The following is an 18,645-nucleotide window of genomic DNA, read 5'->3' on the forward strand; positions in this document are numbered from 1 at the left end:
GTTCAATAACTTCACGGGGCTGTGGCATTTGGCCGGGCAGTATCGGGGTGGTGGAGTTGTGCAGGGTGCGCCTGCCGCCGCGCCGATCGCATCGGCTGCGCCCGCCGCTCCTGCTGCGCCCGCCGCTCCGGGTGGGCCTGCGCCGACGGCACCCGCGCCCATTGCGGCCGCGCCCGGTGTTCCGGCCTTGTCCGCGCCGGAGGCCCTGGCAGCAGCTGAGCCCGGCGCTCCGGCGGCGGCCGTGCCGGTGGTGCAGAACCAACCACAGCCGGTGCGTACGGATCCCGTGCTCGCCGCCAAGACGATCGAGGTTCCGCGCGGTGCGCATACCCCGGCGTGGGTGGTGCCGACGCTGCTCGTCGTAGCGGTCGCGGCGGCGGGCGTGTTCTTCAACGCGGACCGGATCGTCCGTCGGCGCCGGCAGTGACCACCGTGTCGGGGTTGCCCGCGTATTCCGAGTTCGTCTCCCACCCGGAAGCCGCGCCGCCGCGGCCGCTGAAGCGCTGGCCCTTCGTCCTGATCATCGCGATCGGCGCGCTGCTGGTTCTCGCGCCGATCGGCACCGGCATGTTTCCGCGAGCGGTGAAGGGGGAGGCCATGATCGACGCGTTCGAGCCGTATATGACGCGGTCGAGCATCGACGGGTATCGCCACGATCTTCAGGTACTCGATGACGCGCGCACGAACGTCCTCACGCTGCGACAGCGCGGGCAGGAGGCGGGCGGCTATGCGCGCGTCGACCAGTTCGTCCGCGACTACCCGGAGATCGGCGACCACATGTCCGGGATGCTCAACGCGATCGACGACAATCGCGGCAACTACGAAAAGCTCGCCGGGGTGCCGCCTTTCGGCACGTTGCCGTGGTTGTTCGCGCTGCCGGGCGTGCTGCTCGCCGCCGCCGGGGTGCTCGGCTTCCTGCGTGCGCGGGCGGGCCGGGGGTCAACGGTATGGCGCTCGATCGCGGGACTGGCCGCGCTCGGCCTCCTCGCGGTGCCACTACTCGGCGGACTGTTTCCGGCCTCGCCCGCGGCGCAGCCGCTGATCGATGACCTGCGCCCGATCCTCACCCGCGACGAGGTCCGCAAGGTGCAGGGCTACTTCGTCACGCTGGTCGCGGCCGACGGCGAGCTCAACAGCCGATACACCGCCGATGTCCGCGCCGCCCATCCGGACGCCGACCTGACGGGAATCACCACGCTGGAAACCCGTTGGCAGCCCATGACTTCCCGCTTCGCCGCGCTGATCGGCGCGATGAACGACAACGTCCGCAACTTCGATGCCGTTGTCGCGCTGAACGAGTCGACCCGCCCGCTCGGGTTCGGCGCGTTCCGCGGACTCGGATTCTTCTACGCGGTCCCTGGAATTCTCCTCCTGGCCGTGACGGCGGCGGGGCTGCGATCGCCGAGCCGGGTGCCGGCGAGAGTCGCGGCGTCGCGCGGAACGAAAGTGCTCGGTGGTGAACGGCCATGACGCCGCGGCTAATCCAACACACGAGGAGCGGGCCAGTATGAGCGCGCGAAAAAGGCTGGTGGCGACCGTGTTTGCCGCGCTGGCGCTGACTGTATCCGGGTGTTCCGGCGACGACGCACCCACCTCGAAGGGGCCCGAGCCGCTGGTCGGATTGCTGCGGCTCGCACCGGGTGCGGTGTCGGGCGACGGCGTCACCGGGACCTGGTTCCGGATGGTGCAGCCAGGCGGCACGCCGGAGCAGGGCCCCTACATGCCCAACGGCGACTCGCCCGCGCAGGGCGGGGCCACCACGCTGCTCGCGCCGGGCACGGAGGGTGGACTGCGTACGGGCGGATACCAGAGCGAGCCCAACCCCGGCTTCGCGCAAGGAAATTCGCTGTCCGCGTCGATCACCAGACCGACCAAGTTCTTCGCCGTGGAGTTCGGCGTCTCCACCAACCCCGTGGACCCGCAGACCCAGCGTCGGGTGCCGCCGCCCGCGGTGACCAACGAGGGCGGCACGCTCACCGCGAATGTGTCGTCCTGGGCGGCCTCCTGGAACGACCAGGAGTTCAATCAGGGCGCGCCGAAACCGCCGGAGCGGCAGGACGCCCAGGTGGCCGGCGCCGAACAAGTGCAAAAGGTGTGGGACTGGGTCGCCAAGCAGTGGTTCGACAAGCCCGCCGCCGACGCCGCCCGGGGCCCCTCGGCCACCGGCACCTACAACGCGAAGACCCGCGAGTTCACCCTCCAGTGGACCAGCCTGATCGTCGGCGGGCCGTTCAACGGCTTCACCGGCGTCTGGCACCTGGAGGGCGTATTCGAACCAGCCGCCGCGGCGCCGAATTCGCCTGCCGCGCCGGCCAAATAGACAACAGAAGGAGTACGGTCCGATGAGTTCTCGCGCCACGACCCGGCCCGCGCTCGCCGGTGCCGTCCGCGCGGTGGCCGCGCTGACGGTCATCGGCAGCGCCGTAGCGGTCACCGCCCTGACGGTGCGTCAGGACGACGACATCGCCGGCGTGGTGGTCACCCAGGAACAACCGGCCGCCGCCGCTCGTCCGGCGACACCGGCCGAAGGGCCTGGGCCGCAGGGCCTGTCAGCGCCCGGTGGTCCCGCCTCCGTGCCTGGCAGTCCGGGGCTGGCTCCTGGTGGCCCTGTCCCGGCGGCCGACAGTCCGACCACTGCGCATGGGAATCCTGCGGTGCCAGGGACTTCGGCTCCTGCGCCCGGCGGGCCCGCACCCTCCGCATCGGTTCCGCTGAATGCTGGTGGCGCGGCCCCCGCCGTAGCCATCAATCCGTCCGCGCCGAATGCCGTTGCGCCAGAGGGCCCTGCCCCTTCGGGTACTGGCGCGCCGAACGGCACGGTGCCGCTCGGTGGCGGTTCCGTACCGCTCGGCGGTGCGGGCAACGCCAATCCCTTCGCGGCCGCCCCGCCGGCGGCTCAGCCCGCCTGCCCGCTCGGCTGGCCCGCACCGAAACAACAGGGCGGCCTCGCCTCACTCATCGGCCTCGCACCGCTCGCGGGCCCCTTCTCCTCGGAGGCCTTCGCGCTGGGCTCGGTCTATCAGCCGATCCTGCAACTCGCGGGCCCGATTCTGGCCGAGGTCGCCCCGGTGCTCGCGCAGTACCAGCCGGCGATCGACCCGTTCATCACCCAGGTCCAAGGTGTAGAAGCCGTTGTCCTACAAGCGATCCTGCCGTACTACGGCCCGTACCGCGATCAACTCATCGCCGCCGAGGGCGATCTCGCCAAGACTTTGGCCCCCATCCTCACCCGCGCCTACAACAGCGAAATAGCCTCCTGCTTCGTAGCCTGGCAGGGCCAGATCATCGACCAGGCCAAGAACGGCCGCATCACCGTCGCCTCCCTCGCCCATCCCGGCACCACCGTGGAACTCGGCCCCGAATCCTGACACCGCACTTCCCGCCGCACCCGAATGCGCAGTGCATTCGGGTGCGCGCCCGCGAAACGCGCGCCGGGCCATCGCGCCGCTGTGGGCGCGTCCGCTTCGATCGCTGTCTCGCGGCGTGTGGTGCGACGGTGCTTCATCGGCGGTGGACTCTCGGTCGCACTGACCACGGCTCAGAGGTTGACCGCGTAACCCGACAGCGCCCCTCGCGGGACTGGCGGTCGAGATGCTCGGTGCCGACGCGTATGCCCTGATCGGGGCGTAGAAATGCTCATATCGAGTCGAAGCGGCCAGCCGTGCGGAAGCGTGGGATGAATCACACTCCGCAAATGCATGGACGTCCAACTATAGGATGACCGCATACCGCGCCAAGCGGTGTCACGGTCGGCTACCAGAACAGGACTGGCATGGTTCGCGAACTCACTCACTTCATCGGCGGGCAGCACGTCGCGGGCGCCTCCGGCAACTTCGGCGATGTCTTCGACCCGAACCTCGGCCAGGTGCAGGCGCGCGTGCCGCTGGCGAGCAAGGCCGAGGTCGAGGCGGTCATCGCGAATGCCGAAGCGGCGCAGCCGGTGTGGGCCGCGTTCAACCCGCAGAAGCGGGCGCGGGTGCTGATGAAGTTCCTGACGCTGGTGCAGGACGAGATGGATTCCCTTGCGGCGCTGCTCTCCTCGGAGCACGGCAAGACCATCGCCGACGCGAAGGGCGACATCCAGCGCGGGCTCGAGGTGATCGAGTTCGCCGTCGGCGCGCCGCACCTGCTCAAGGGCGAGTACACCGAGAGCGCGGGCACCGGCATCGACGTGTACTCGATCCGCCAGCCGCTCGGCGTGGTCGCGGGCATCACGCCGTTCAACTTCCCGGCCATGATCCCGCTGTGGAAGGCCGGCCCGGCGCTGGCGACCGGAAACGCGTTCGTGCTCAAGCCCTCCGAGCGCGACCCCTCGGTGCCGCTGCGGCTGGCCGAGCTGTTCCTCGAGGCCGGCCTGCCGCCCGGCGTGTTCAACGTCGTCAACGGCGACAAGGTGGCCGTCGACGCGCTGCTGCACGATCCGAGGATCAAGGCCGTCGGTTTCGTCGGCTCCACCCCGATCGCCCAGTACATCTACGAGACCGCGACCGCTAACGGCAAGCGGGCGCAGTGCTTCGGCGGCGCGAAGAACCACGCGATCGTCATGCCCGACGCCGACCTCGACGACGTCGCCGACCAATTGATCGGCGCGGGTTACGGTTCCGCGGGCGAGCGCTGCATGGCCATCTCGGTGGCCGTTCCGGTCGGCGAGGAGACCGCGGACCGGCTGCTGGCCAAGCTCACCGAGCGGGTGCACAAGCTCAACATCGGCCGCTCCGACGATCCGGGCACGGACTACGGCCCGCTGGTCGGCAAGGACGGCGTCGACCGGGTGAACAACTACGTCCAGATCGGCATCGATGAGGGGGCCGAGCTGGTGATCGACGGCCGCGGCGTGACCGTGCCCGGCGGCGAGGACGGATACTTCGTCGGCGCAACGCTTTTCGACAAGGTCACTCCCGAGATGCGGATCTACAAAGAGGAGATCTTCGGTCCGGTGCTGAGCGTGGTGCGCGCCAAGGACTACGAGGAGGGCCTGCGCCTGGCCAACGAGCACGAGTACGGCAACGGCGTCGCGATCTTCACCCGCGACGGCGACACCGCCCGTGACTTCGCCGCCCGGGTGCAGGTCGGCATGGTCGGCATCAATGTCCCGATCCCGGTGCCGATCGCTTACTACACCTTCGGCGGCTGGAAGCGTTCCGGCTTCGGCGATCTGAACCAGCACGGCCCGGACTCGTTCCGCTTCTACACCAAGACCAAGACCGTCACGCAGCGCTGGCCTTCGGGCATGAAGGAGCTTGGACCTGTGGGTCGTTCCGCAGGCTCCACTCCCAATGCGTTCGTCATCCCCACCATGGACTGACCATGTTCATCCTCGACGAAGACGAGAAGGCGATCCGCGACACCGCGCGCGGATTCGCCGACGAGTTCCTCGCCCCGAACGCGCTGGAATGGGATGAGCAGAAGCACTTCCCGGTCGACGTGCTGCGCAAGGCAGGCCCGCTCGGGCTCGGCGGCATCTACGTGCGCGAGGACGTGGGCGGATCGGGTCTGCGCAGGCTCGACGCCGTGCGCGTCTTCGAGCAGCTCGCCACCGGGTGCCCGGCCATCGCGGCCTACATCTCCATCCACAACATGGCGACCTGGATGATCGACAGCTACGGCGATGCGGCGCAACGCGATCGCTGGCTGCCGGGTCTGACGTCGATGGAGCTGCTCGCGAGCTACGCGCTCACCGAGCCCGGCGTCGGCTCCGACGCGGCGGCGTTGAGCACCAAGGCCGTTCGCGACGGCGACGACTACATCCTCAACGGCGCAAAGCAATTCATCTCCGGCGCGGGCGCGACCGACGTGTACGTGGTCATGGCCCGCACGGGAACGGCGGGGGCACGGGGCATCTCGGCGTTCATCGTTCCCGCCGAGACGCCGGGAATCTCGTTCGGCGCCAACGAGCGAAAGATGGGCTGGCACGCCCAGCCCACCCGGCAGGTGATCTTCGAGGACGCCAGGGTGCCCGCGGCGAACCTGCTCGGCGCGGAGGGCGAGGGCTTCCGCATCGCGATGAACGGCCTCAACGGCGGCCGGCTGAACATCGCCGCCTGCTCGGTCGGCGGTGCGCAGGCGGCGCTGGACAAGACCGTGCCGTACCTGGCCCAGCGCGAGGCGTTCGGCAGTGCGCTGGTGCAGAACGAGGCGCTGCGATTCCAACTCGCCGACATGCGCACCGAGCTGGAGGCCGCGCGCACGCTGCTGTGGCGGGCCGCGGCGGCGCTCGACGCCGACGCGCCGGACAAGGTCGAGTTGTGCGCCATGGCAAAGCGATTCGCGACCGACGCGGGTTTCGAGGTCGCGAACAAGGCGCTGCAGCTGCACGGCGGCTACGGTTACCTGGCCGAATACGGCCTGGAGAAGATCGTCCGTGATCTGCGGGTGCACCAGATCCTCGAGGGCACCAACGAAATCATGCGGGTGGTCGTCGCCCGCTCGGTGGTAGGAGCGGCATGAACGAACCGGAAGTCTTGATCGAGCGGCGCGATGGGCTCGGGCTCATCACGCTGAACCGGCCCAAGGCGATCAACGCGCTGAATCACGCGATGACGCTTGCCATTACCGAGGCCCTGCGCGGCTGGGCGGACGACGACGAGGTGCGCACGGTCGTCGTCACCGGCGCGGGGGAGCGCGGGCTGTGCGCGGGCGGCGACATCGTCGCCATCCACGCCGACGCCACCGGCGGCGCCACCGGCGCGGACTCGCCGACCGGCCGCTTCTGGCGCGACGAGTACGTCCTCAACGCGCTGATCGGCCGCTACCCGAAGCCGTACGTCGTGGTGATGGACGGCATCGTGATGGGCGGCGGCGTCGGACTGTCCGGGCACGGCAGCCACCGGATCGTCACCGAGCGGTCCAAGATCGGCATGCCCGAGGTCGGCATCGGCTTCGTCCCCGATGTCGGTGGCACGTATCTGCTTTCGCGCACTCCCGGCGAGATCGGCACGCACGTCGCGCTGACCACCGCCCGGATGACCGCGGGCGACGCCATCGCGGCCGGCTTCGCCGACTACTTCGTCGCCACCGAACACCTTGCGGCGCTGCTGGATACGTTGCGCACGGAGCCGGTCGAGGTCGCGATCGCCAAGTTCGCCACGGACGCACCGCAATCCGACCTGCTCGCCCAGCGCGACTGGATCGACGAGTGCTACAGCGCGGACACGGTCGAGGAGATCGTGGCTCGCCTGCGGGGAGCCGACGCGCAGGAGGGCGGGCAGGCCGCCGCGGACATTCTCACGAAATCGCCTGTCGCGCTGAAGGTCGCGCTACGGTCGTTGCGTTCGGCGCGCGACGCGCCGGATCTGGAGACCGTGCTGAACGAGGAGTATCGGGTCTCCATCGCGGCGCTGTCCTCGCACGATCTGGTGGAGGGCATCCGCGCGCAGGTGATCGACAAGGACCGCGACCCGCGGTGGTCGCCGGCGACCCTCGCCGACGTCACCGCCGATCAGGTCGACGCATACTTCGCCGAATTGGGCGATCAGGAACTGGGTTTGGTGAGCAATGACTGAGAAGATCGGATTCCTCGGCCTCGGCCACATGGGCGCGCCGATGGCGGCGAACCTGGTCAAGGCCGGATACGAGGTGCTGGCCTACGACCCGGTGCCCGCCGCGCGGCAGCAGGCCGCCACCGACGGCGCCACCGTGGTCGGCACGGCCGCCGAGGCGGCGGACGCGCCCGTGGTGATCACCATGCTGCCCAACGGAAAACTCGTCCTCGACGTGTACGCCGAGCTGCTGCCCGCCGCCAAGCCGGGCACCCTGTTCATCGACTGCTCCACCATCGACGTCGCCGACGCCAAGTCGGCCGCCGTCCTGGCCATCGGCGCGGGCCATCGCGCCCTGGACGCCCCGGTCTCGGGCGGCGTCGCGGGCGCGGCCGCCGGCACGCTGACCTTCATGGTCGGCGGCGGCGCCGAGGACTTCGCCGACGCCCTGCCGCTGCTGGAGGTCATGGGCGGCAAGGTCGTGCACTGCGGCGGCTCGGGTGTCGGCCAGGCCGCCAAGATCTGCAACAACATGCTGCTGGGCATCTCGATGATCGGCCTGTCCGAGGCGCTGGTCCTCGGCGAGAAGCTCGGCCTGACCCACCAGTCGTTCTTCGACGTCGTCTCCACGGCGTCCGGCCAGAGCTGGGCGCTGACCAGCTACTGTCCGGTCCCCGGGCCCGTCCCCACCAGCCCGGCGAACAACGACTACCAGCCCGGGTTCGCCACGGCCCTGATGAACAAGGATCTGGGTTTGGCGGCGAACGCGTTGCGCGAGAACGGCATCGACGGGCAACTCGGCCTGCTCGCGGCGGAGATCTATCAGCGGTTCAACGAGTCCTCGGGCGCGCGGGACTTCTCGGCCATCGTCACCGAGATCCGCGGGCGCAGCGACGGCCTCGGCGCGCAGGCCTGACACCCGCCGACGCGATGGATGACACGTCTCGAACATGCGTTCGACTCGAGGTAGGGTTCGAGCCGTGTCTCCACTTTCCCGCAAAGACTGGGCCAAGATGAACCTCGAACAGGTCCGTGACCAGCTGCTCGACGCGGCCGCGTTCGGCAAGTACCTGCCGCCCGAGCAGTTGGAGAACGCGGCGGGAAAGATCGCGGAGGGGTTGCGCGTCTACCAGGAGTTGACCTGCGACCAGGGTGAGCCTGGTTCAGGCTTGTAACGTCATCCCGTATCACACCCCCCGACCGAGAAGGTGCCGAGTGAGCGATTTCGAGACGATTCTGTTGGAGCGCAAGGGCCGGGTCGGCTGGATCACGCTGAACCGCCCCAAGGCGCTGAACGCACTCAACGCCCAGGTCCTCGACGACGTCATCGCCGCGCTCGACGAGCTGGAGCGCGACGACGAGATCGGGGCCGTGGTCATCACCGGCTCGGATCGCGCGTTCGCGGCCGGCGCGGATATCAAAGAGATGCAGCCGAAGTCGTACATGGACATGTTCCTCAACGACTACTTCGCGCGCTGGGACCGTCTCGCGCAGTTCCGCAAGCCGACCATCGCCGCGGTGGCCGGCTACGCCCTCGGCGGCGGCTGTGAACTGGCCATGATCTGCGACATCCTCATCGCCGCCGACACCGCGAAGTTCGGACAGCCGGAGATCAAGCTCGGCGTCATCCCGGGCATCGGCGGTTCGCAGCGGCTCACCCGCGCGATCGGCAAGGCCAAGGCGATGGACCTGGTGCTCACCGGTCGGAATATGGATGCCGAGGAGGCCGAGCGCGCCGGGCTGGTCTCGCGCATCGTGCCCGCCGCCGAGCTGCTCGCGACCGCGCTCGAGGTCGCCGACACCATCGCCTCGATGTCGTTGCCGGTCACCATGATCGCGAAGGAGGCGGTCAACCGCTCCTTCGAAACCACTCTCGCCGAAGGACTTCGGTTCGAGCGCCGAGTGTTCCACTCGCTCTTCGCGATCGAGGATCAGAAGGAGGGCATGACCGCCTTCGTGGAGAAGCGCCCCGCGAAGTTCACCAACCGCTGATCCGTTCGGTTTCGCGCGACGGCGCCCGGCTGTGGCACCGCCACGGGCGGGCGCCGTTGAGCTGGTTCTCGGCAGAATGCGTGTCCACTTAGCGGTGCGCTAGCCGAAGCTCGACGGCGCGGGTCGCACGATCTGCGGCGTCGAGGTCGTGCCGTGGCTCGGTTCGGCAGGCGACTTGCCGACGGCGAGGATGCCCGCGATCGTCGCGCCGAGCGCCGCGGTCACCGCGACGGCGGCGATGAGCTTGCGCCGGTCGACCGGGCCGCGCACCAGTGAGGCGGACAGCGCCGCGCCCGCGCGCGCCCTGGCCATTCGCACGTCACCGCTGTGCCGTTCGGCCGCTAGCAATACCGCGCCGCGGGCCGAGACGTAGTCGGGTTCCGGGTCGTAGACGACCGGCAGATCGATCAGCTCCGCCAGCTCTTCGCGGATGCTCGGGTTGCGCGTGCAGCCGCCGAGCAGCACCAGCGCCTCGGGCCGCACGCCGCTCTCCTCGATCAGCTGCCGCACGAACGACGCCGAGTGGTGCAGGCTCGCCGCGCACAGCTCGGCGAGGTCGCTGCGGGTCACCACCTCGCGGTCGCCGGAGATGGGGTCGATCGCGGTGACCACCCGCTCGCTGCTCAACGCCTCGCGATGCCTGCGGCTGGTGAGCTTGTCGGTGAGCACGCCGGCCCGCGCGAGCTGCCAGCGCAGCAGCGCGTCGTAGCCGTCGCCGCCGAGCACCGTGCTGCGTTTGCCCGCGAGGATGGTGTCGTTGCGGCAGTCGGCGTGGGTGATGGTCAGGCCGGACGTGCCGAGGTCGTAGAGCAGAACCGTTCCCTCGTCGGGCAATTGACCGGTGAAGCGCAGATAGCGCAGCTGCGCGAGCGGTTCGTCGACGATGGTGAGGCGGTTGCGGCCCGTGCCGGAGCGGATGGCGTCGGCGTGCATGGTGCAGCGGCAGGTCACGGCGGTTCCGGTGATGAGTTCGTCGCGCTGGTCCGCGGCGCCGCGCATCTGGCGGATGGCCTCGAAGACCGGTTCGTCGACCCCGCCGCCCGCGCGCCGGGGCACGTGGCAGCGGTCGATCGGGGGCAGGTGCGGCTGATCGGAGTGTGTCAGCATGGCGCGTGCGCCGCCAGCGCCCGCCGATACCCCCAAGACCAGCACCATGGTTTACATGGTGAACCCTTTTGCGGCCGCTGCCAAGACAACGAGCCGGAAAATTCGCTAGTCGGATGCCGGAGCGCCACCTGCCGGTCGATCGGGGGGTGTAGAGGACCGTCCAGTACGGCCGGGTCAGTCGGCTCGGGTCGCGGACCAGGTGGCCGGTCCGTCGCCGGTGTCGAAGTCGCCTGCGGCATGGCGGAATTCCGCGAGCAACTGGAGCAGCGTGTGCAGCCGATCCGGCGCGAGGCCGGGTTGCGCGAAGACCTTCGTGTTGAGTTGCTCGGTCGCCTGTGCGACCAATTCCCTTCCGGCATCGGTGATCTCGATGAGCGTGGCGCGCCGGTCGGTCGGGTGCGGCACTCGCTCGACGAGCTTCGCCGCCTCCAGTCGATCGACGGTGTTGGTGACGCTGGTGGGGTGCACCTGCAGTCGCGCACTGGCCTTCGCCATCGGCAGCGCGCCGGTCTTGCTGAAGCTCAGCAGCGTGAGCAGTTCGTAGCGGGAGAAGGTCAAACCGGTCGGTTTCAACGCCTCGTACACGCGTGCCATCACGATTTGCTGGGCGCGTACCAGCGAGGTCACCGCGGCCATCCCATCGGCTACCTCGCCCCAGCCGTGCTCGACCCATTGGCGATGGGCCTCCTCGATCGGGTCGAGCGGGAGGGGGCGTGGCCGAGACATGTTCCGATCATTCCATGCGGGTGGGCGCGGTTCGGGGACATCCAGCGGGGCCGCGGATCACAGTGCGGCCGTGGGCTTGGAATCAGGGTGAGCGCAAGGGTATGACCGGGACCGCGCGCACGGCAGTATCGATGGCGAGGCGGGCGTGGCTGAGTGGTTGAGGCAACGGTCTGCAAAGCCGTTTACGCGGGTTCAATTCCCGCCGCTCGCTCTATGGTCAAAGGGTGTTTTATGGAGGTCGGAGCCTGAGTTTGCGTCATGCGGTCCGCAGTTCGTCCGCAGCAGCTTCGGCACCGACCTCCATGCCGCCCGCGACGACATCCAGGTCGTCCGGGAACAGGTGACCGTACAAATCGAGGGTGAGCCTCGCGGTCTTGTGGCCGAGCATCCTCTGTATGACCTTGATGTTCGCCCCGGCGCTGATCGCGAGTGACGCTGATAGGTCCTTGTCCTCGAACCGAGTGCTCCACCGCTCCCGGCAGAAGCACGATCCGTTCCTGTATGTCTTCGAACCCGTTGTCTCGCAATGGGGCTGACCCCGTCGCCGCAGCGTCGCGGTATCGTCCTTCCCGGCGACCGTAGCGAACTCGTATACACCACCGAACTGAGCCGATGGAGCTGAGATGAGTCGACTGATTTCAGTCATCACACCGGCCTACAACCCGGAACCCGACTATCTGAAGGCCGCATGCGAATCCGTTGTATCGCAAGAGCTACCGTCAGGGTGGTCGCTCGAGTGGGTTATCCAGGAGGATGGCAACACCGGCATAGTGGGCGAGCTTTTACATGGAGTAGATGACCGCATTCGCGTTCACACCGGTCGGCGGGGCGGAGTCGCCCTCACCAGAAATCTCGCGCTCGCCAACTCCAGTGGCGAACTCATCAAGAATCTCGACGCCGACGACATCCTTACGCCCGGCGTCCTTGCCAGGGACATCGAGACACTAACGTCTCATGCGGAAGTTTCTTGGACCACATCGCGTTTGCTCGACTTGCTTCCCGACGGAACCACTGTCGGATTCGACAACGACCCGCCCCATGGCATCCTCGCTCCGGGCTCAGTCCTAGCGCATTGGCGTAGCCACAACTTCCGGCTCCCCGTTCACCCGACGACGATCTGTATTCGCCGTAAATTAGTCGTTGCTCTCGGCGGTTGGATGGGTGTCCCCGGCTCCGACGATACGGGCATGCTCATCGCTGCGAGCATTCTGTCAACTGGGTTCTTCAACAGCGAGGTCGGCCTTCTCTACCGGAAGTGGCCGGGCCAGGAGACCGCCAAGCAGGAGCACAATCACCAGGCCGAATGGAATGCACGAATGGCGCTGATCAACGAGCGAGCCGAAGCACTCCTGGCGACGAGGGCCGCCAATACGTTGCCTTCTGTGACGCACTAGGGCAGCACGGTTCGGGCTCCGTCTTTCGGGGTTCGTTTACCTGGCTCGGCGTAGGCCACGGCCGCGCCGAGCACCTCGAGCCGCACTCGGCTGCCCGCGGTCGGCGCGGCGACGCTGGCCCGGCGGACGCGCACCGCGTTGTCGTGGCTGTTCGGTATCGCGTTGTCGCGGCCGTTCAGCGCCGAGTCGTCGCGGCCGTCCAGTGCGATGGTGAGTATGACGTCGGCGCCGCGGAACTCGACGTCGCGCACCATGCCGCTGTCCGGCTCGCCGTGCGAAACCTTGTGGGCCACAAGTTGTTCCGGGCGGACCATGATGGTCACCTGGCCGGTGGGCGCCGACTTCTGCACCGGGATCCGGCCGAGCGCGCACTTGGCGACCGCGCCGTCCACCACCGCGTCGAGCAGCACGCAGTCGCCGAGAAAGCGCGCGGTGAACAGGTCCTTGGGCGCGGCGTAGACCTGTTCCGGCGCGCCGACCTGGGTGAACTGCCCGTCGCGCATCACCGCGACCTGCTCGGCGAAGGACAGCGCCTCCTCCTGGTCGTGGGTGACCAGGATACTGGTCATGCCCGCCGCGCGCAGCGTGTCGGCGACGGCCTGCCGGGTGGTGGCGCGCAGGCCCGCGTCGAGCGCGCTGAACGGCTCGTCCAGCAGCATCACCTCGGGCCTGCGGGCCAGCGCGCGAGCCAGGGCGACGCGCTGCTGCTGACCGCCGGAGAGCTGATGCGGGCGGCGCTCGGCGTAGGACGGGTCGAGGGAGACCATCGCGAGCAGCTCCTCGACCCGGCGCCTGCCGCCGCGTCGGCCGGTGAGACCGCCGCGCAGTCCGTAGGCGATGTTCTGGCCGACGGTCAGGTGCGGGAACAGCGCGCCGTCCTGAGCCACATACCCGATATTGCGGCGCTGCGGCGGGACCGAGAAGCGATCGCTGGCAACAATTTTCGGACCGATGGTGACCGTTCCCGCGTCCGGCGCCTCGAATCCGGCGATCACCCGCAGCAGCGTGGTCTTGCCGCAGCCGGACGAGCCGACCACCGCGGTCGCGGTCCGGTCCGGCACGGTGAGGGAGACGCCGCCGAGCACCCGGTGTTTGCCGAAGGTCTTCGAAACATCCTCGACCACAAGCCCACTCATACTCCGGCCGCCTTTCGGGACTGGGTGAACAGCAGATACGTCACGGGCACCGCGGCGACGATCATGATCAGGGCGTACGGCGCGGCCGCCGCGTAGTCCAATTCGCCCGACAGCGACCAGAACCGCATGGCCAGCGTGCGAGTTCCGATGGGGGCCAACAGCAGTGTCGCGGTGAGCTCGGTCGCCACCGCGACGAAGACCAGCGCGCCGGCGGCGGCCGCGGCGGGAGCGGTGAGCCGCAAGGTGACTCGGGCGAACGTGACCGCACCGGACTTGCCGAGCGATCGGGACGCCTCCTCCAACCCGACCGGCACCTGCGCGAGCCCGGCCCGCACGCCGACCAGCGCCCGGGGTAGGAACAACAGCACGTAGGCCGCGATCACCATGGCCACCGTCTGGTAGAGCGGGGGCGCCCAGCGAATGGTGACCGTCACCATGGCCAGCGCGGTGACGATGCCGGGCAGCGACCCGGTGATGTAGTTGGCGCCCTCCACCATTCGCGCGAACACCGACGTGGACCGGACCGCGATCCAGGCCACCGGGAACGCGCACAGCACGGTGAGCAGCGCGGCCGCCGCGGCCAGCGCGACCGTCTGCCCGAGGGCCTGGCCGATCTCGGCGAAGTCCCACACCTGCGCGCCGCCCAGGCGCAGCCAGCGCCCGATGGTCCACAGCGGCACGCCGAGCGCGCAGGCGGCTACCAGCGCGAGCGCGACCAGTACCGGAACCGCGGTGGCGCCGAGCCTAATTCGCGCGGCAGCCCGCGGGGCGCCGCCGCCGATCCTGGCGTAGCGGGCCCGGCCGCGCACCGTCGCCTCCGTCGCCAGCAGCACCAGGCAGCAGAGCACGAGCACGCCGGCGAGCATGCTGCCCGCCGGTCCCGCGAAACTCGACTGGTACTGCTCGAAGATGGCGGTGGTGAAGGTGTCGAAGCGGACCATCACGAACGCGCCGTACTCGGCGAGCAGGTGCAGCGCGATGAGCAGGCCGCCGCCGAGCACGGCCAACCGCAACTGCGGCACCACGATTCGCGCGAACACCGCCACCGGCCCCGATCCGAGTGCCCGCGCCGACTCCTCGATCGAGGGATCCAGCCTGCGCAGCGTGGCGGCGACGGGCAGGTACACCAGCGGGAAGTACGACAGCGTGGCGATGAGCACCCCGGCGGGCAGGCCGTGCATGGCCGGGAAGGCGCCGACCCAGGCGTAGCTGTTGACGAACGCGGGCACGGCCAGCGGGGCCACGAATATCGGCCCCCACCAAGACTTTCCCGGTACATCGGTGCGTTCGATCACCCACGCCAGCCCGACCCCGAGCACCACGCAGATCGGCACCGTGCACACCACCAGCCCGACCGTATTGCGCAGCAGCTGACCGACTCTCGGCCGGAACACCAGCTCGGCGGCCTCGCCCGGCCCGACGGCGACGAACTCGGACACGATGTAGCCCAGCGGCACGAACGTCGCCGCGACGAGCAGCAGGACGACGGTCGTGACGAGGGGCCCCGGTCGACCGACCCGGGCGGCGACAAAGGTCCGCAGGGCCACGGCTACAGCAGGCCCGCCTCGGTCATCAACGCGGTGACCTTCTTGGCGTCCAGCTTGGACGGGTCGACGGCGGGCGCTTGGAGGTCGGCGAGCGGCGGCAGCGCCGGATTGGCCGCGACATCGCTCGCGACCGGGTACTCCATGGAGTCGCCGTCGCGCAGCACCTGCTGACCCGCCTTGCCGGTGATGAACGCCAGGAACTTCTGCGCCGACTCCTGCTTCTTGCTCGACTTCAGCACGCCGCCGCCGGAGACGCTGACGAAGGCGCCGGGGTCCTGGTTCTTGAAGTAGTGCAGCGCGGTGCGGCCGCTGCTCTCCTTGGTCTTGGCCTGGTCGCGGTACCAGTAGTAGTGGTAGATCACGCCGCCGTCCGGGTTGCCCGAGTTGACCGCCTTCATGGTGGCCACGTTGTTCGGGAACGCGGTCGCGTTCTCCTTCATGCCCTTCAGCCAGGCACGGGTGGCGTCCTCACCCTTCAGCGCGAGCAGGGCGGCCACGATGGCCTGGAAATCGGCGCCCGACACGCCCGCGCCCCAGCGGCCCTTCCACTGCGGCTGCGCGAGGTCGAGCAGCGAGGCGGGCAGCTGATCGGCGGCCACCTTGTCCTTGTTGTAGACGAAAACCGTTGAGCGCGCGGCGACTCCGGTCCATTTACCGGTGGACGGGCGGAATTGCGCGGGGACCTGATCCAGCGTCGGCTTGTCCACGTCGGCGAACAGGCCCGCGTTCTCCACCAGCGCCATGGCGGGGGAATTCTCGGTCAGAAAAACATCGGCGGGCGAGGCGCCGCCCTCGGCGACGAGTTGATTGCCCAGATCGGTGTCGCCGCCCTGCCGGAGGGTGACCTTGATGCCGGTCTCCTTGGTGAACGCGGCGGCCCATTCTTTGGTGAGCGATTCGTGCTGCGCGTTGTAGACCGTGATCTCTTTCGCGTCGTCGGAGGAGTTCGAGCAGGCCTGCAGACCGAGTGCGGCTACCGTGACGGCCAATACTCCGGAGATCGATTTCCATCCGACGGGCATCATTCGTCCTTCCGCGGTCAGGTTGATGAGGCTTACCTAACGCAACATACCGGGTTCGACGTGCGGGAATGAGAGCGGTCCCGGCCCGGGCGGCGGTGATATCGCGGACCGTTCAGCCGAGTCCCGAGAAATCGCGCAGCACAACATGATTGCGATCCGCGGTGGTGCCGAGGGTGTAATCGGGCAGCAGTCCGAAATATTCGGATCGGGTCGCGGTGCTCCAGCGGCGGGCCGCGTCGGTACGGGTTTTGTAGAAGTTGAGCAGGTAACCGCCCTCGTAAAGGCGGAGCAGGCTGTAGCCGCCGGGGTATTCCTTCACCGCCGAGACTTCGAGGAATTCCACGGCGCACGCGGTGTCCGGGCGGGTGCGGCGATTGCGGTGGGTATGGCCGCTGTGGTGCAGGAAAACGCCGGGGGAGCGGGCGTAGGCGGCTTGCAGTTCGGCGCTGTCGCGTCCGTTGAGGACGAAACCCGGTCCCGCGAGATTGGTGAGACCCGACTCGCGGGTGACCGGGTGGTGGCCGAAGACCAGGGTCGGGCGGTCCGGGTCGGCGCGCAGGCGCTCGAGGAGCAGATCGAACTGCGGTCGGTCGATGGCGCCGCCGGAACCGTCGAGTTCGCTGGTGTCCAGGCCGAGCAGGCGGAGGCCGCCGTATTCGTGCTCGGTGAGCTGCTGGCGCGGGAGGAAGGCATCGGCCCAGCAGTCGTGGTGGTCGGCGGGGGCGGGTTGGCAGGCCGAATATTCCGGGCCGACGTGTGGACGATCGTGGTTGCCGCGTACGACGAGGTAGTCGCTGCCCAATGTGCCCCAGGTGTCGAGTTTTTCGCGGACCGCACGTGAATCCTTCAGTGACGCTTCACTAGTGAGATCACCTGCGATGAGCAGCTTTTCGGCCGCTCGGTCCGGGCGGCGCAGGTCGTCGAGGAGTGCCGCCAGCATCACCTCGGGGTACGGCGGAACGTCCTGCCGGATGCCGGGCGGCAGGTGGTCGATGATCAGGCCGCTGACCTCCTCGCCGTAGTGCACGTCGTTGGCGAGGGCGAGGGTTAGCAGCGGGCGGCCCGGCGGCGGCACCAATGTGGTGAATGTGCCGGTGGTTTCGGGAGTTCCGGGGGCGAGGGTGGTCAGCGAGAGCGCGGGCACGGCGCACACACCGTTCGATCGGGCCTCGAAACGGTAGGTGCGGCCGGGCTCGAGGCCGTCGATCTCGGCGTAGTGGAACGGGGTCGGCTGCGGGTCCGCGAGCACGGGCGCCGGTGCGCGAGGCGAATCGGCGGGGGCCAGGCGGAGTTCGGTGTCGCTGTCCACCGGTACCAGGCGACCGGCGGGGTCGGGTGTCACCGTCGTCCAGGTGACGATCACCGAGCGGTCGGTGATCGTGACTACCTCGAGGTCGGTCGCGATCAGCGGATTCGGTTGGGCGCGAGCATAACCCGCGCGCGTAGCGGGCAGCAGTGCGGCGAAACCCATGGCGGCGAGCACCGTTCGCCGGGTCGGGCCGCAGCACGTGCTCGCTCGCTCGTTCACCGGCGCGGTGTCAATTCTTGCCCGAGATCGCGGAGCAGACCTTCCACTTACCGTCTTCCTTCTTCAGGTGTTCGGTGGTGCTGGTGTCGGTGTCCGGTGCCCGGCCGGGCACTTCCAGGGTAAGTGTGCCGAGGATGTGCGCCGTCGCGGACTCGCCGTCCACCACGATGTTCTCGATCTTATCGATGGTCACCGCGACGGTCGCGGACTCGAACTCCTGCTTCCGTTCCTCCGGTAGCGCGTCGAACTCGGCCCGGTCGGCCGCGCACGCCATGGCCGCGGCGGCCGGAAATCCTTTGGCCTCGAGCGTGTCGTAGAAGTCGTTGATGGCGACCTCGATTCGCTTCTCATCGGAGGCCAGCGGGCCCTTGCCCTGCGTCGTCAACACGGCCACCAGCACGGCGACGCCGGCGAGTGCGAGCAGCACCACCGTCACGAGTCCGACGATAAGAACGACCTTGCTCCGCTTCGACGGCTGACGCGGCGGAGGGTCGGCCGGTAACGGCGGCGGGTATCCGGTGGGCGGCTGCGGTTGTTGCTGTGGCGGCTCTGCGCCCGGCGGATAAGTCATCGTCACGCCCTCCGTCAGCCCCCTCGGCTCTCTCGAAGACTACGGCAACGCCGGGCCCGATCAGTCGAAAAGCGGGCGTGGGGCGTCATTCTGCTCGCGGACGCCTATATATTGGGCCGGGTGCGGGATCGCCGCCCATGTTCG

General features: G+C 68.8%; 17 protein-coding genes, 1 tRNA gene and 2 pseudogenes. 12 read left to right on the plus strand and 8 right to left on the minus strand.

From position 1 onward, the window contains the following. The 10 genes and pseudogenes from ON39_RS50000 to ON39_RS06620 all read left to right on the plus strand — a co-directional run. A pseudogene (locus tag ON39_RS50000) lies at window positions 1-427 on the plus strand (hypothetical protein); the annotation flags it as partial. Further along, window positions 424-1,470, plus strand: coding sequence for a hypothetical protein (locus ON39_RS06580; RefSeq protein ID WP_051186360.1), 1,047 nt, complete (start codon window positions 424-426; stop codon window positions 1,468-1,470). The pseudogene ON39_RS50000 and the gene ON39_RS06580, both read left to right, overlap by 4 nt. Window positions 1,471-1,507: 37 nt before the next feature. Further along, window positions 1,508-2,320: a hypothetical protein gene (locus ON39_RS06585; RefSeq protein ID WP_040732307.1), complete on the plus strand. Its 813-nt coding sequence runs from the start codon at window positions 1,508-1,510 to the stop codon at window positions 2,318-2,320. Between the two features lie 22 nt (window positions 2,321-2,342). After that, complete coding sequence (locus ON39_RS06590; RefSeq protein ID WP_040732309.1) at window positions 2,343-3,368, plus strand: hypothetical protein; 1,026 nt, start codon at window positions 2,343-2,345, stop codon at window positions 3,366-3,368. A gap of 404 nt (window positions 3,369-3,772) precedes the next feature. After that, the gene (locus tag ON39_RS06595) at window positions 3,773-5,305 is read left to right on the plus strand and encodes a CoA-acylating methylmalonate-semialdehyde dehydrogenase (protein WP_040732312.1); all 1,533 of its coding nucleotides are present in this window, start codon (window positions 3,773-3,775) and stop codon (window positions 5,303-5,305) included. 2 nt (window positions 5,306-5,307) lie between these two features. Then, window positions 5,308-6,447, plus strand: coding sequence for an acyl-CoA dehydrogenase family protein (locus ON39_RS06600; protein ID WP_040732313.1), 1,140 nt, complete (start codon window positions 5,308-5,310; stop codon window positions 6,445-6,447). Then, window positions 6,444-7,502 (plus strand): enoyl-CoA hydratase/isomerase family protein, encoded by a 1,059-nt coding sequence (locus tag ON39_RS06605; RefSeq protein WP_040732314.1) that lies wholly within the window; start codon window positions 6,444-6,446, stop codon window positions 7,500-7,502. Before ON39_RS06600 ends, ON39_RS06605 begins: the two co-directional genes overlap by 4 nt. Beyond that, complete coding sequence (gene mmsB / locus ON39_RS06610) at window positions 7,495-8,394, plus strand: 3-hydroxyisobutyrate dehydrogenase (protein ID WP_040732316.1); 900 nt, start codon at window positions 7,495-7,497, stop codon at window positions 8,392-8,394. The genes ON39_RS06605 and mmsB overlap by 8 nt, the downstream gene beginning before the upstream one ends. A gap of 64 nt (window positions 8,395-8,458) precedes the next feature. Next, window positions 8,459-8,653 carry a DUF6374 family protein gene (locus tag ON39_RS06615; protein ID WP_040732317.1) on the plus strand — a complete coding sequence of 65 codons (195 nt, stop codon included), beginning with the start codon at window positions 8,459-8,461 and terminating at the stop codon, window positions 8,651-8,653. Window positions 8,654-8,693: 40 nt separating this feature from the next. Further along, window positions 8,694-9,470 (plus strand): enoyl-CoA hydratase, encoded by a 777-nt coding sequence (locus ON39_RS06620; protein ID WP_040732318.1) that lies wholly within the window; start codon window positions 8,694-8,696, stop codon window positions 9,468-9,470. Window positions 9,471-9,569: 99 nt separating this feature from the next. Here ON39_RS06620 and ON39_RS06625 read toward each other — a convergent pair whose 3' ends face one another. Together ON39_RS06625 and ON39_RS06630 are read right to left on the minus strand one after the other, a co-directional pair. Then, the gene (locus ON39_RS06625) at window positions 9,570-10,625 is read right to left on the minus strand and encodes an Hsp70 family protein (protein WP_040732320.1); all 1,056 of its coding nucleotides are present in this window, start codon (window positions 10,623-10,625) and stop codon (window positions 9,570-9,572) included. A 126-nt stretch (window positions 10,626-10,751) separates the two neighbouring features. After that, on the minus strand, window positions 10,752-11,303 hold the full coding sequence (locus ON39_RS06630) for a MarR family winged helix-turn-helix transcriptional regulator (RefSeq protein WP_040732324.1): 552 nt from the start codon (window positions 11,301-11,303) through the stop codon (window positions 10,752-10,754). Between the two features lie 139 nt (window positions 11,304-11,442). On the opposite strand from ON39_RS06630, the gene ON39_RS06635 reads away from it, so the two are divergent. Further along, window positions 11,443-11,514: transfer RNA gene (locus tag ON39_RS06635), tRNA-Cys, on the plus strand. A gap of 45 nt (window positions 11,515-11,559) precedes the next feature. Here the strand turns inward: ON39_RS06635 and ON39_RS47010 are convergent. Further along, window positions 11,560-11,742: pseudogene (locus tag ON39_RS47010) on the minus strand (site-specific integrase); the annotation flags it as partial. A 184-nt stretch (window positions 11,743-11,926) separates the two neighbouring features. On the opposite strand from ON39_RS47010, the gene ON39_RS06640 reads away from it, so the two are divergent. Then, window positions 11,927-12,697: a glycosyltransferase family 2 protein gene (locus tag ON39_RS06640; RefSeq protein WP_040732325.1), complete on the plus strand. Its 771-nt coding sequence runs from the start codon at window positions 11,927-11,929 to the stop codon at window positions 12,695-12,697. Here ON39_RS06640 and ON39_RS06645 read toward each other — a convergent pair. The 5 genes from ON39_RS06645 to ON39_RS06665 form a co-directional block, all read right to left on the minus strand. Continuing rightward, window positions 12,694-13,833, minus strand: a complete 1,140-nt coding sequence (locus ON39_RS06645; RefSeq protein ID WP_040732326.1) for an ABC transporter ATP-binding protein — start codon at window positions 13,831-13,833, stop codon at window positions 12,694-12,696. The genes ON39_RS06640 and ON39_RS06645 overlap by 4 nt on opposite strands. Next, window positions 13,830-15,380 (minus strand): ABC transporter permease, encoded by a 1,551-nt coding sequence (locus ON39_RS06650; protein ID WP_040732328.1) that lies wholly within the window; start codon window positions 15,378-15,380, stop codon window positions 13,830-13,832. Before ON39_RS06650 ends, ON39_RS06645 begins: the two co-directional genes overlap by 4 nt. A 2-nt stretch (window positions 15,381-15,382) precedes the next feature. Then, window positions 15,383-16,402 (minus strand): iron ABC transporter substrate-binding protein, encoded by a 1,020-nt coding sequence (locus tag ON39_RS06655; RefSeq protein ID WP_040732338.1) that lies wholly within the window; start codon window positions 16,400-16,402, stop codon window positions 15,383-15,385. A gap of 112 nt (window positions 16,403-16,514) precedes the next feature. Further along, window positions 16,515-17,930, minus strand: a complete 1,416-nt coding sequence (locus tag ON39_RS06660) for a metallophosphoesterase (protein ID WP_040732329.1) — start codon at window positions 17,928-17,930, stop codon at window positions 16,515-16,517. Between the two features lie 10 nt (window positions 17,931-17,940). After that, a complete protein-coding gene (locus tag ON39_RS06665) occupies window positions 17,941-18,501 on the minus strand; it encodes an Rv0361 family membrane protein (protein WP_083894279.1) in 561 nt (186 codons plus the stop codon). Between the last annotated feature and the right edge of the window lie 144 nt (window positions 18,502-18,645).

The sequence above is a fragment of the Nocardia tenerifensis NBRC 101015 genome, from assembly GCF_000308715.1.
Classification (GTDB): domain Bacteria; phylum Actinomycetota; class Actinomycetes; order Mycobacteriales; family Mycobacteriaceae; genus Nocardia; species Nocardia tenerifensis.

Coding starts and splice junctions, on each gene's coding strand:
- ON39_RS06590 (WP_040732309.1), top strand. CDS start 2,343: ATGAGTTCTCGCGCCACGACCCGGCCCGCGCTCGCCGGTGCCGTCCGC.
- ON39_RS06630 (WP_040732324.1), bottom strand. CDS start 11,303: ATGTCTCGGCCACGCCCCCTCCCGCTCGACCCGATCGAGGAGGCCCAT.
- ON39_RS06645 (WP_040732326.1), bottom strand. CDS start 13,833: ATGAGTGGGCTTGTGGTCGAGGATGTTTCGAAGACCTTCGGCAAACAC.
- ON39_RS06665 (WP_083894279.1), bottom strand. CDS start 18,501: ATGACTTATCCGCCGGGCGCAGAGCCGCCACAGCAACAACCGCAGCCG.
- ON39_RS06585 (WP_040732307.1), top strand. CDS start 1,508: ATGAGCGCGCGAAAAAGGCTGGTGGCGACCGTGTTTGCCGCGCTGGCG.
- mmsB (WP_040732316.1), top strand. CDS start 7,495: ATGACTGAGAAGATCGGATTCCTCGGCCTCGGCCACATGGGCGCGCCG.
- ON39_RS06605 (WP_040732314.1), top strand. CDS start 6,444: ATGAACGAACCGGAAGTCTTGATCGAGCGGCGCGATGGGCTCGGGCTC.
- ON39_RS06625 (WP_040732320.1), bottom strand. CDS start 10,625: ATGGTGCTGGTCTTGGGGGTATCGGCGGGCGCTGGCGGCGCACGCGCC.
- ON39_RS06640 (WP_040732325.1), top strand. CDS start 11,927: ATGAGTCGACTGATTTCAGTCATCACACCGGCCTACAACCCGGAACCC.
- ON39_RS06655 (WP_040732338.1), bottom strand. CDS start 16,402: ATGCCCGTCGGATGGAAATCGATCTCCGGAGTATTGGCCGTCACGGTA.
- ON39_RS06600 (WP_040732313.1), top strand. CDS start 5,308: ATGTTCATCCTCGACGAAGACGAGAAGGCGATCCGCGACACCGCGCGC.
- ON39_RS06595 (WP_040732312.1), top strand. CDS start 3,773: ATGGTTCGCGAACTCACTCACTTCATCGGCGGGCAGCACGTCGCGGGC.